Below are 12,096 nucleotides of genomic sequence, written 5' to 3'. Positions count from 1 at the left end.
CTGTACAATGAAAAATTTTGACATTAACGAAGATCCGCACAGACGCTTCAACCCATTAATTAACGAATGGGTCTTGGTTTCACCTCACCGTGCAAAACGCCCTTGGCAAGGACAAAATGAAACTATTTCAACTGAAGAACTTCCTAAATACGACCCAACTTGTTACTTGTGTCCAGGAAATGTTCGTGCCAACGGAATGAATAATCCGCAATACGAAAGCAGTTTTGTTTTTGAAAATGATTTTGCTGCTATGAAACAGGACGAAATCATTTTTGAAGATGATATTAAACATACTTTTTTTAAGGCAAAACCAGAACAAGGAATTTCGAGAGTGGTTTGCTTTTCGCCAAGACACGATCTGACTCTTCCAGAAATGGAAATTGCCGATATTGAAAACATCATTAGAACTTGGCAGAAAGAATATACCGATTTAGGAAACATTAAATTTATCAACCACGTTCAAATTTTTGAAAACAAAGGAAGTGTTATGGGCTGTAGTAACCCACACCCACACGGCCAAATTTGGGCACAATCTTCTCTACCAACTCAGGTTGAAAAAACACAAAACAGCTTAAAATCGTACTACGATAAAAATCAGACAACATTGTTAGAAGATTACGTAAAAGCTGAATTGAAAGCTGGCGATCGTATCGTAATCGAAAATGATCATTTTGTGGCATTGGTTCCGTTTTGGGCAATCTGGCCATACGAAACCATGATTATTAGCAAAAGAGCTGTAAACAAAATCACCAATTTTACTGCCGATGAAAGTACCGCTTTCGCGAAAATCTTAAAGCAACTTACAACGAAGTATGACAATTTATTTAATACTTCATTTCCATATTCGTCAGGAATTCACCAATCGCCAACAGATGGTTTAATACATCCTGAATGGCATTTCCACATGCATTTTTATCCGCCTTTGTTGAGATCTGCAACGGTAAAGAAATTCATGGTTGGATATGAAATGTTGGGCGAATCGCAGCGTGATATTACACCTGAAAAAAGCGCTGAAATTTTGAGACAGCTTTCAGATGTACATTACAAAAGCCTAGTAAAAGCGTAACGGTTTCGTGTTGTACTTCATCCAAATCTAAAAATTTAACACAATTCCTGTTGGATAAATGTAAAAAACACATTTACTAATAGTTAATTTCTAAATTTTTATTTTACATTTGGCTTCTGCTTTATTTTCGCAAAAAAATAACAGAAATAAAACACATCTTGCATTTTTAACAAGATTTGACAACACAAAAACTTATTTAAAACCACATAAACAAACAACCCTATAATAATTATTTAAAATACTACTAACAATGAACCAAAACCTCGCTTTCGCAGACTATGCGGTTTTTATTATTTATTTCATCGTAGTCTCGGTCTACGGTTATACCGTTTACCGCAAACGTAAACAAGACGAACAAGATGCTAAAGCTTACTTTTTGGCTGAAGGAAATTTAACTTGGTGGGCAATTGGAGCTTCTCTTATTGCTTCTAATATCTCTGCAGAACAGTTCATCGGAATGAGCGGTGAAGGATTCTTTTTAGGAATCGCTGTTGCTGCTTACGAATGGCTTGCTGCCGTTGCACTTATTATTGTTGCTGTGTGGTTTATTCCTGTTTATCTTAAAAACAAGATTTACACGATGCCACAGTTCTTAAAAACACGTTACAACGAATCTACTGCTTTGATTATGGCGGTTTTCTGGTTGTTCTTGTACGTTTTTGTAAACCTAACTTCTATTCTTTATTTGGGAGCTGTTGCAATTAACGGTCTTGCTGGAGGTCAATATCTTCATGCGATCATGATCGGCTTAGCTGTTTTTGCTCTATTTATTTCTCTTGGAGGAATGAAAGTGGTAGCTTATACAGACGTTATTCAGGTTGCCGTGTTAATTATTGGAGGTTTGGTAACTTCTTACATCGCTCTAACAACTGTTGGACAATATTTTGGTGTTGGCGAAAATGCAATTGCTGGTTTCAAAGTTTTAATGAAAGAAGCGCCTGAGCATTTTAAAATGATTATTCCAAAACCAACTGCGACATCTTCTCAGCTTGAAATCGATAAATATTTAACTTTCCCTGGATTGTTATCTTACGCTGCAGGTATCTGGATCATCAACTTAAATTACTGGGGATGTAACCAATACATTACACAAAGAGCACTTGGAGCAGATTTGCAAACCGCTCGTACAGGAATTTTATTCGCTGGTATGTTAAAATTATTAATGCCACTTATCGTAATGTTACCTGGTATTGCTGCTTACGTTTTATACACAAACGGACATTTACCACAATTAGTTGGAGGAAAAGATGGAGCTTACTCTGCTGTATTAACATTCTTGCCAACCGGTTTAAAAGGACTTTCTGTTGCCGCTTTAACTGCTGCAATCGTAGCTTCTTTAGCTGGAAAAGTAAACAGTATCTCTACAATCTATACATTAGATATTCATAAAAAATACATCCAGAAAGATGCTGGTGAAAAACAACAAGTAAACATTGGTAGACTTGCCGTTTTTGCTGCAATGCTTTTAGCTGTTTTATTTACTTGGAATGACGTTTTAGGAATTGGCGGTGTTGGAGGATTTACCTACATCCAAAAATACACTGGATTCATTAGCCCTGGGGTTTTCGCTATGTTCTTCTTAGGTATGTTCTGGAAAAGAACTACTGGAACAGCTGCAATTGTTGGGGTAATTTTAGGATTCTTATTATCTGTTTTATTCAACGAATATGCTCCAGCTATATTTGGAAACGACACACTTTTATATACCGCTTACAATAACGGAAAAGGAGCTTTTGAAATTCCTTTCCACATCTGTATGGGATTATCATTCTTATTCACAATGATTGCAATGATTTTGATAAGTTTCGCTGGTCCAAAAGTAAACCCAAAAGCATTCGAGACAGAACCTGGAATGTTCAAAGTACAGCCACAAACAACAGTTTTAATCGTAATTACATTACTGATTATCGTGGCTCTTTATGTTAAGTTCTGGTAATAAATTATCAGTTCTATTCTCTCTATCTTTACAGCTGTTGTTTGTCATGAACAACAGCTGTAAATTTTTAAGGTATATTCATTGAATAAAAAATATATCTGATTTTGTCAGGCTGAGCGGAGTCGAAGCCCACGTCCAATTGGAGCGCCCTTCGTCTCCACTCAGGGTGACAATCTAATTCATAAAACAAGAATTTTAAATTATAATATATAAATACCATGCAGTTATCATTAACCCAAAAAATCATTATCGTTACGGGAGGTGCAAAAGGAATCGGTTTAGGAATCGTTAAGGTTCTAGCCGAAGAAAATGCCATTCCGTTTATCGTTGGACGTAACGAAAATGATAACATCAAAGCCGTAGAAGAATTAAAAGCCATTGGAAAAGAAGCGCATCAAGTTGCTGCCGATTTGACAAAACCTGAAGACTGCAAAAAAGCCGTTGAAGCCGTAATCGCAAAATTCGGAAGAATTGACGGATTGGTAAACAATGCCGGCGTTAATGACGGTGTTGGATTAGAAAACGGAAATTATGAAGATTTCGCTGCTTCTCTTCACAAAAATTTAGTGCATTATTATTTGATGGCGCAGCACGCACTTCCGTATTTGAAAGAATCAAAAGGAGCAATTGTAAACATTGGTTCTAAAACGGCTGAAACAGGTCAAGGCGGAACCTCAGCGTATGCCGCTTCAAACGGCGGAAGAAATGCTTTAACCAGAGAATGGGCTGTTGAATTATTAAAATACAGCATCCGTGTAAACGCTGTAATCGTAGCAGAATGTTACACGCCGCTTTACGAAACGTGGATCAACACTTTTGAAAACAAAGAAGAAAAATTGGCTGCGATCACTAAAAATATTCCATTAGAAAACAGAATGACAACCGCAGAAGAAATCGCGAATATGGTGGTTTTCTTATTGTCTGAAAAATCAAGTCATACAACAGGTCAAATTATTTATGTTGATGGTGGTTATACGCATTTAGATCGTTCTATTTAATTTTTTTTTAGCCACGAATTCACGAATTATTTTTTGATAATCTTTGGGAATAAATTTATGAATTCGTGGTTTTCTTTTTTATCTCACTTAGATTTCACAAATTTTTAAATCAACTTAATTTGTGAAATTGTTAGCTAGTTTTTGATTCAGATTTTCACAGCTCTTTTGAATTGTTTTAATTCGTGAATTCGTGGCTATTTCTTTTCAAACAGATTTGTATCCTCTTTAATCTTTATTCCCGATAGCTATCGGGAGTGGCAAAACTAACCTTCGCATTGTTTTTAAAATCAGATGGTGTAATTCCCTTAACTTTTTTGAAGAGTTTATTGAAGTTTGAAGCCGTTTTATAACCGCATTCATACGCAATTTCAGACATGCTTTTATCCGTTTCCAACAACAATTTACAAGCATTCGAAATTCGGATTTCGTGCAGATAATCTACAAAATTCTTCTTCGTTTTTACCCTGAACATTCTGCAGAACGAAGTCCGCGTCATATTCGCGACAGCGGCAATTTCTTCCAAGGAAATATTCTTTTTATAATTTTTGTTGACGTATTGAAAAACCTCCGAAAGACGATCTACTTTCGAATCCTTCTGCATCAACGAATAAATTTCATCGTTGATGTAAATCGTATCCTGACTTTCGGAAAGAATAGATAAAATTTCAAAAAGTCCGACAATAACTTCGAAGTCTTTTTTAGCAACTAACTTCTCTAGTTTCTTTGCGATCTGTTTATTGGTTTTTCCGATAATCGAAATTCCTTTTCCTGCCTGAAAAAAAAGTTCGTTTATTTTCTGAGTTTCTTTTAATTCGTAAAAAGTCGGTCCGAAAATATCTTTATGAAAATATACGACAATCGAATTGGCTCTTAAATCTTCAATTCCATGATAGTATTTTTCATCATTTAACCAAACGTGCGGAATATCCGATCCTAAAAAAACCATATCTCCCGGTTCAAACGGCATAACCGAATTTCCAATAATTCGCTTGCCGAAACTCTCTTTTACATACACCAATTCCAATTCCGGATGCGAATGAAAAGGCGCTTGAAAAAAAGGTTCAATACGATTCAGCACCGAAACCTTCGTGTTAAGATAAGACGCTATTTTGGTTTGTTCCAATTTCATACTGCAAAGATAATTAAAGATTATATACGGATAATATTAGACTATTAACCAATGTTTAAAAAAACTAATTTTATTTTTCGTTAACTGCACGAATTCTATACAAAATCAAGGGATTAAATTGTTATAAAACGAAAGCAGTGACATCAAAAAAAAAGAAAAAACAAACAACACAATGTCTGAGAATAACACAAAAAAACTGGTTGTAAAACTGCATCCAGACGATAATGTATTGGTTGCCTTAACCGATCTTCAAAAAGGAGAAACCATTCATTTTGAAAATGAAACTTACGTTTTACAAGACCTCATCAAAGCCAAACATAAATTCTACATGCAGGATATGAAGCAAGGAGAAGAAGTAAATATGTACGGTGTTTTGGTCGGAAAAGTGCAAAACGATTTGGCAAAAGGAAGTCTAATGACAACCGAAAATCTTAAACATGCTGCAGATCCTTATGCTTACAGAAATGCTTCTTACGAATGGAATGCACCTGATGTTTCTAAGTTTGAAAACAGAACTTTTAAAGGTTATAAAAGAAAAGACGGACGCGTTGGAACGGCAAATTACTGGCTTTTTATCCCGACTGTTTTTTGTGAAAACAGAAATCTTGACGTAATCAAAGAAGCATTACACAAACAATTGGGCTATGCTGTAACGGACAAATACAACCAATTTACACACGAATTATTGGAAGGTTATTTGAGTGGAAATGACATTAACGATATCAATATTGAATTAAATCCGACTCCAAAAAACAAACGTGTTTTTGAAAATGTAGACGGAATTAAATTCTTAAATCACCAAGGCGGTTGCGGCGGAACACGTCAGGACGCTTCTACTTTGAGCGCTTTATTGGCTTCTTACGCGAATCACCCAAACGTGGGCGGAATCACGCTTTTGAGTTTAGGATGCCAGCATTTACAAGTTCAGGATTTTGTAAATGATGTAAAAAGACAAAATCCAGAGTTTGACAAACCGTTGTTTATTTTTGAACAGCAACAAACAGAAAGCGAAGAAGTTCTGATTACCAATGCCATCAAAAAAACTTTTGAAGGTTTAATCGAAATCAATAAATACGAAAGAACAGATGCGTCTTTGAGCGATTTATGTATTGGTGTAAAATGTGGTGGAAGTGATGGTTTCAGCGGTGTTTCTGCAAATCCTGCGGTTGGTTATACTTCAGATTTAGTCGTAGCTTTAGGTGGAAAAATTCTTTTGGCTGAATTCCCAGAATTATGTGGTGCAGAGCAAAATTTGATTGACAGATGTATTACAGAAGATAACGCTAAAAAATTCATCAATTTAATGGAATCTTATGATGAACTGGCGCATAAAGTGGGTTCTGGTTTCCATATGAATCCGTCTCCAGGAAATATCAAAGATGGTTTAATTACCGATGCTATCAAAAGTGCTGGAGCAGCAAAAAAAGGCGGAACTTCTCCTGTTGTAGATGTTTTAGATTATACAGAACTAGTTACAAAACCTGGTTTAAGTTTGGTTTGCACGCCAGGAAATGACGTTGAAGCAACAACTGGAAAAGCAGCTTCGGGAGCAACTTTAATTTTGTTTACGACTGGATTGGGAACGCCGACAGGAAATCCAGTTTGTCCCGTAATTAAAGTAGCTACAAACTCTGTTCTGGCAACCAGAATGAAAGATATTATTGATATTGACTGCGGACCAATTATCAGTGGTGAAAAATCTATTGAAGAAATGGGCGAAGAAATTTTAGAATACTGCATCAAAGCGGCAAGCGGTGAAATTATTCCGAAAGCGGTTCAATTAAACCAAGACGATTTTATTCCGTGGAAACGCGGCGTATCTTTGTAAAAGACTATTAAAAACAACTCATAAAAATTTATATCAAATGTTTTCATTACAAAATAAAAAAGCAATTATCACCGGCGGTGGAAGCGGAATTGGAAGAGCGATTTCGGTTTTATTTGCAAAACAAGGAGCTGAAGTTCACATTTTAGAATTGACTGAAGAAAGCGCAAAAGAAACAGTAGAAGAAATTAAATCCGCTGGCGGAAATGTTTTTGCTCATGCCTGCGACGTTTCAAACCACGAACAAGTAAATTCAACTTTCCAAAAAATCGGAAATATCAATATTCTAGTAAACAATGCTGGAATTGCTCACGTTGGAAAAGTAGACACCACTTCAGAATCTGATTTTGACAGAATTATGAATGTAAACGTAAAAGGAGTTTACAACTGTCTTCATGCTTCAATTCCGGCGCTGAGAAATTCTGGCGGAGGTGTAATTTTGAACTTAGCTTCAATCGCTTGCTGGGTTGGAATTCCAGATCGTTTTGCTTATTCTACAGCAAAAGGAGCGGTTATGGCCATGACTTTATCGGTTGCAAAAGATTATTTGAATGATAAAATCAGATGTAATTCTATATCTCCTGCGAGAGTTCACACGCCTTTTGTAGACGGATTTATTGCTAAAAATTATCCTGGAAAAGAAGAAGAAATTTTCGAAAAACTTTCACAATCACAGCCAATCGGCCGAATGGGAAAACCAGAAGAAATTGCAACTTTAGCGTTATTCTTATGCAGTGACGAGTCATCTTTTATCACAGGTTCAGATTACCCAATTGATGGTGGATTTATTAAATTAAATAACTAAAAATTTATTTAGCCACAGATTAAAAAGATTAAAAGGATTAAAAAAAATCTGCTCGATCTGCAAAATCTGCGTGCAAAAAAATAAGCCACGAATTTCACGAATTTCCACAAATTTTAATTCGAGAAAATTTGTGCAATTCGTGGCAAAAAAAATTAAGCACAGTTTTAAAAATCATTTTAATCCTTTTAATCTGTGGCAAAAAAAATACACATTACTAAAAAAATAAAAATATGAAACTTATTAGATTCGGAGAAGAAGGAAAGGAAAAACCAGGAGTTTTACTGAATGATAAAAGATATGACGTTTCGTCTATCGTATCAGATTACAACGAAGCTTTTTTTGAAAATGACGGTTTAGCGAAATTAGAAGAAGCTTTAGAAAATAATCCTGCATTACCAGAAGTAAGCGATTCAGTACGTTTAGGTTCTCCAGTTGCACGTCCTTCAAAAATTATCTGCATCGGGTTAAATTATGTAGATCACTGCGAAGAAACTGGTGCTGCAATTCCAGAAGAACCAATTATCTTCTTTAAATCTACGACTTCTTTATGTGGGCCAAATGACAATTTGATCATTCCAAAAAACAGTGAAAAAACAGACTGGGAAGTAGAATTAGCATTTGTTGTAGGTAAAAAAGCAAGCTACATTTCTGAAGAAGATGCGCCAAATTATATTGCCGGATATTGCCTTTTGAATGATTACAGCGAAAGAGCATTCCAAATCGAGCGTGGCGGACAATGGGCAAAAGGAAAAGGTTCTGATACCTTCGCTCCTCTTGGACCAATTATGGCAACTCCGGACGAAGTGGGCGATGTAAATAACTTAAAGATGTGGTTGACTGTAAACGGAAAAACATTCCAAAACAGTAACACTTCGAACTTGATTTTTAAAATTCCGTTTTTAGTGCATTACTTAAGCCAGTTTATGACATTGCTTCCTGGCGATGTAATTAGTACTGGAACGCCTCCGGGAGTTGGATTAGGAATTAAACCAGATCCAATTTACATTAAAGCGGGTGACGTAATCGAATTAGGAATTGAAGGCTTAGGTACAAGCAAGCAAACTGCTGTAGCGTATCAACAAAACTAAAATTATGGCAACTCAAAAATTCTATCTGGCTTTAGACTTAAAAGACGACGCCAATTTGATTGCAGAATACAAAGAACTGCATGAAAATGTCTGGCCAGAAATTAAAAAAAGCATTCAAGATTCTGGAATTGAAGTTTTGGATATTTACTGTACAGGAAATCGTTTATTCATGATCATCGAAGCAGATGCCGATTTTACTTTCGAGAAAAAAGACAAAGCCGATGCGGCAAACGAAAAAGTTCAGGAATGGGAAACTTTAATGTGGAAATTCCAACAAGCTTTACCTTGGGCAAAACCGGGACAAAAATGGATTTTAATGGATAAAATATTTGGATTATAATTCAAAAAAAAGCCCTGATTATTCAGGGCTTTGTTCTTTTTGCATATTTAGTAAATACGCCATATTCGCAATTACGTGATCATGTTTCTTGACAAACGAGTTTTCTTCGTTCCAAACATAACCTGCTAAAACTGCACATATTTTTTCTTTTACTTCAGGATTTTCTGGCTGATGGAAAAACAGTGTCTGAAGATTTCCTGTGTACCATTCTTGAACATACGTGGTGAAAACGGCAATTCCGCGTTTCATGTATTGCGTAAATTCCACTTCCCAATCTACCGGAATTCCTTGTGATTCTTTCAAATATAATTTTGCTGCCAGCATTCCAGATTCGGTTGCAAAAGCTACACCTGAAGAGAAAACTGGGTCTAAGAATTCAGAACTGTTTCCTGTTAAGGCAAAACCGTCGCCATACATTCTTTTTACAGCTCTTGAATAGTTTTCTAATTTAACTGGTTCAAACAAAAATTCTGTTCCCGCAAATCTTTTAATATAATAATCCGATTTCTGAATGGCATTTCGCAACGCCTCAGCATTGTCTTTATTTTCAGAAAGAGAATTAATAAAATCTGTTGGACCAACAACACCCAAACTTGTATTTCCGTTAGAAAATGGAATTACCCAAAGCCAAACTTGAGTTTCTAGAATGTCAAACGAAATTTGAGTTCCTTCTACTCCTTCTTCTCTATTAATATCTTTAACATGCGTAAAAATCGAAGAATGCGGATCTAGTTTTGAAGGCGTATCCAAATCTAAAAGTCTTGGTAAAACGCGTCCGTAACCACTAGAATCAATGATAAATTTAGCGTGAATTTCTTTTAAGTTTCCGTCCTTATCTTTTACAATAGTTTTTGAATTTTTCCCTTCAAAAGAAACTTCCAAAACTTCAGTTTCAAATTCTAAATCAATTCCTTTTCTTATGACTTCTTGAGCCATTGTATTATCAAAATCAGCTCTCGGAACTTGCCAAGTCCAATCCCAGCCTTCGCCAAATTTTACACTAAAATCAAAATTGCAGATTTCTTCTCCTCTAATAAAACGAGCTCCTAATTTCTTTTCAAAGTTCATTGCATCAAGGGCGTCAAACAATTCTGCTTCAGCAAAATGATCCATCACTCGCGGAATAAGGCTTTCGCCTACTACAAGTCTCGGAAACTTTGTTTTTTCTACAACTTTAACCTTTACGTTGTTCTTAAAAAGATACGATGCCGAAACACATCCAGACGGTCCTGCACCAATCACTAAAACATCAACAAACTCCTTTGTCATATTAGAATTATTATCATTAATTAACCTACATTTGCCATCATCAAAATAACTACATTTATTTTGATAAATAAAATTAAATTAGCACAACCAAAAACGATTTGATGAATACAATAAATGAATATCTAAGTTTAGCAGAATTTGAAGCCATAATCTTTGGAAAAAACAAAGTTGCCATAAGCGATGTGGTTTTAAATCGAGTAAACGAAAGTTTTAATTTCTTAAAAGAATTCTCAGGAAATAAAGTAATCTACGGCGTAAATACAGGATTTGGTCCGATGGCTCAATATAGAATTAAGGAGTCAGATCAAATTCAGTTACAATATAATTTAATCAGAAGCCACTCTTCTGGAACAGGAAAACCTTTAAATGCTGAGTGTGCAAAAGCGGCAATTTTAGCTAGATTGAATACGCTTTCTTTAGGAAATTCAGGAGTTCATCCTTCTGTTATTCATTTAATGGCAGAATTAATCAACAGAGATATTACGCCTTTAATTTTCGAACACGGTGGTGTTGGTGCAAGTGGAGATTTAGTTCAATTATCTCACTTAGCTTTGGTTTTAATTGGCGAAGGCGAAGTTTTTTATAAAGGTGAAAGACGCGCAACTCCAGAAGTTTTCGAAATTGAAGGTCTTAAACCAATTCAAGTTGAAATTAGAGAAGGTTTGGCGTTAATCAACGGAACTTCTGTAATGACAGGAATTGGAGTGGTAAATGTTCATTATGCAAAAAAATTATTAGACTGGTCGTTAAAAGCTTCTTGTGCAATTAACGAATTGGTTCAAGCGTATGACGATCATTTCTCTGAAGAATTAAACCAAACAAAACGTCATAAAGGACAACAGGAAGTTGCCGAAAGAATGAGACAAAATCTTTCTGACAGTACTTTAATCCGTAAAAGAGAAGACCATTTATATTCTGGCGAAAATACCGAAGAAATCTTCAAAGAAAAAGTTCAGGAATATTATTCATTAAGATGTGTTCCTCAAATTTTGGGGCCAGTTTTAGAAACTATAAATAATGTTGCTTCTATTCTAGAAGACGAATTTAACTCGGCAAACGACAACCCAATTATAGACGTAAAAAACAAACACGTTTACCATGGCGGAAATTTCCACGGAGATTATATTTCGCTTGAAATGGATAAATTGAAAATCGTTATTACAAAATTAACGATGCTGGCAGAACGTCAATTGAATTATTTATTGAATTCAAAAATCAACGAGATTCTTCCTCCATTCGTAAATTTAGGAACATTAGGATTTAATTTCGGAATGCAGGGCGTTCAATTTGTTGCGACTTCAACAACTGCCGAAAGCCAAATGTTATCTAACCCAATGTATGTGCACAGTATTCCAAACAACAATGACAATCAAGACATTGTAAGTATGGGAACCAATGCAGCGGTGATTACATCAAAAGTAATTGAAAACTCTTTTGAAGTTTTGGCTATCGAATTAATCACGATTGTTCAGGCAATTGATTATTTAAAACAAAAAGACAAAATTTCGTCTGTTACTAAAAAATGGTACGACGATATCAGAAATATAATTCCAGAATTTAAGGAAGATCAGGTAATGTATCCTTTTGTTCAAAAAGTAAAAGATTATTTGATAAACAGTTAAAAATCTTTAATTTACAGT

The 12,096-nt window shown here is 35.3% G+C and carries 10 protein-coding genes; 8 read left to right on the top strand and 2 right to left on the bottom strand.

The genetic code is table 11. From position 1 onward, the window contains the following. The first annotated feature begins 7 nt into the window (after window positions 1-7). From BSF41_RS16810 to BSF41_RS16800, 3 genes are all read left to right on the top strand, one after another. Complete coding sequence (locus BSF41_RS16810; protein ID WP_095930661.1) at window positions 8-1,066, top strand: UDP-glucose--hexose-1-phosphate uridylyltransferase; 1,059 nt, start codon at window positions 8-10, stop codon at window positions 1,064-1,066. 250 nt (window positions 1,067-1,316) lie between these two features. Then, the gene (locus BSF41_RS16805; protein ID WP_095930660.1) at window positions 1,317-3,002 is read left to right on the top strand and encodes a sodium/sugar symporter; all 1,686 of its coding nucleotides are present in this window, start codon (window positions 1,317-1,319) and stop codon (window positions 3,000-3,002) included. A gap of 218 nt (window positions 3,003-3,220) precedes the next feature. Next, a complete protein-coding gene (locus BSF41_RS16800; protein WP_057115557.1) occupies window positions 3,221-4,000 on the top strand; it encodes an SDR family oxidoreductase in 780 nt (259 codons plus the stop codon). Between the two features lie 232 nt (window positions 4,001-4,232). Here the strand turns inward: BSF41_RS16800 and BSF41_RS16795 are convergent, their stop codons facing one another. Further along, a complete protein-coding gene (locus tag BSF41_RS16795; RefSeq protein WP_095930659.1) occupies window positions 4,233-5,129 on the bottom strand; it encodes an AraC family transcriptional regulator in 897 nt (298 codons plus the stop codon). 172 nt (window positions 5,130-5,301) lie between these two features. On the opposite strand from BSF41_RS16795, the gene BSF41_RS16790 reads away from it, so the two are divergent. The 4 genes from BSF41_RS16790 (at window position 5,302) to BSF41_RS16775 (ending at window position 9,187) form a co-directional block, all read left to right on the top strand. Then, window positions 5,302-6,957: a UxaA family hydrolase gene (locus BSF41_RS16790; protein ID WP_095930658.1), complete on the top strand. Its 1,656-nt coding sequence runs from the start codon at window positions 5,302-5,304 to the stop codon at window positions 6,955-6,957. Window positions 6,958-6,994: 37 nt separating this feature from the next. Beyond that, window positions 6,995-7,759 carry an SDR family NAD(P)-dependent oxidoreductase gene (locus tag BSF41_RS16785; protein WP_095930657.1) on the top strand — a complete coding sequence of 255 codons (765 nt, stop codon included), beginning with the start codon at window positions 6,995-6,997 and terminating at the stop codon, window positions 7,757-7,759. A gap of 230 nt (window positions 7,760-7,989) precedes the next feature. Continuing rightward, window positions 7,990-8,847: a fumarylacetoacetate hydrolase family protein gene (locus BSF41_RS16780; RefSeq protein ID WP_095930656.1), complete on the top strand. Its 858-nt coding sequence runs from the start codon at window positions 7,990-7,992 to the stop codon at window positions 8,845-8,847. A gap of 4 nt (window positions 8,848-8,851) precedes the next feature. Then, window positions 8,852-9,187, top strand: a complete 336-nt coding sequence (locus tag BSF41_RS16775) for an L-rhamnose mutarotase (protein WP_095930655.1) — start codon at window positions 8,852-8,854, stop codon at window positions 9,185-9,187. An 18-nt stretch (window positions 9,188-9,205) separates the two neighbouring features. Here BSF41_RS16775 and BSF41_RS16770 read toward each other — a convergent pair whose 3' ends face one another. Then, on the bottom strand, window positions 9,206-10,456 hold the full coding sequence (locus tag BSF41_RS16770; protein ID WP_095930654.1) for an NAD(P)/FAD-dependent oxidoreductase: 1,251 nt from the start codon (window positions 10,454-10,456) through the stop codon (window positions 9,206-9,208). Window positions 10,457-10,557: 101 nt separating this feature from the next. Between BSF41_RS16770 and hutH the strand changes: the two genes are divergently transcribed. Continuing rightward, window positions 10,558-12,078, top strand: coding sequence for a histidine ammonia-lyase (gene hutH, locus BSF41_RS16765; protein WP_095930653.1), 1,521 nt, complete (start codon window positions 10,558-10,560; stop codon window positions 12,076-12,078). The last annotated feature ends 18 nt before the right edge of the window (window positions 12,079-12,096 follow it).

Source organism: Flavobacterium sp. ACN2 (assembly GCF_002303885.1).
Classification (GTDB): Bacteria; Bacteroidota; Bacteroidia; order Flavobacteriales; family Flavobacteriaceae; genus Flavobacterium.
The sequence above is the reverse complement of the archived record's forward strand: the minus strand, read 5'-3'. Positions and strand labels throughout refer to the sequence as shown.

Coding starts and splice junctions, on each gene's coding strand:
- BSF41_RS16810 (WP_095930661.1), top strand. CDS start 8: ATGAAAAATTTTGACATTAACGAAGATCCGCACAGACGCTTCAACCCA.
- BSF41_RS16805 (WP_095930660.1), top strand. CDS start 1,317: ATGAACCAAAACCTCGCTTTCGCAGACTATGCGGTTTTTATTATTTAT.
- BSF41_RS16800 (WP_057115557.1), top strand. CDS start 3,221: ATGCAGTTATCATTAACCCAAAAAATCATTATCGTTACGGGAGGTGCA.
- BSF41_RS16795 (WP_095930659.1), bottom strand. CDS start 5,129: ATGAAATTGGAACAAACCAAAATAGCGTCTTATCTTAACACGAAGGTT.
- BSF41_RS16790 (WP_095930658.1), top strand. CDS start 5,302: ATGTCTGAGAATAACACAAAAAAACTGGTTGTAAAACTGCATCCAGAC.
- BSF41_RS16785 (WP_095930657.1), top strand. CDS start 6,995: ATGTTTTCATTACAAAATAAAAAAGCAATTATCACCGGCGGTGGAAGC.
- BSF41_RS16780 (WP_095930656.1), top strand. CDS start 7,990: ATGAAACTTATTAGATTCGGAGAAGAAGGAAAGGAAAAACCAGGAGTT.
- BSF41_RS16775 (WP_095930655.1), top strand. CDS start 8,852: ATGGCAACTCAAAAATTCTATCTGGCTTTAGACTTAAAAGACGACGCC.
- BSF41_RS16770 (WP_095930654.1), bottom strand. CDS start 10,456: ATGACAAAGGAGTTTGTTGATGTTTTAGTGATTGGTGCAGGACCGTCT.
- hutH (WP_095930653.1), top strand. CDS start 10,558: ATGAATACAATAAATGAATATCTAAGTTTAGCAGAATTTGAAGCCATA.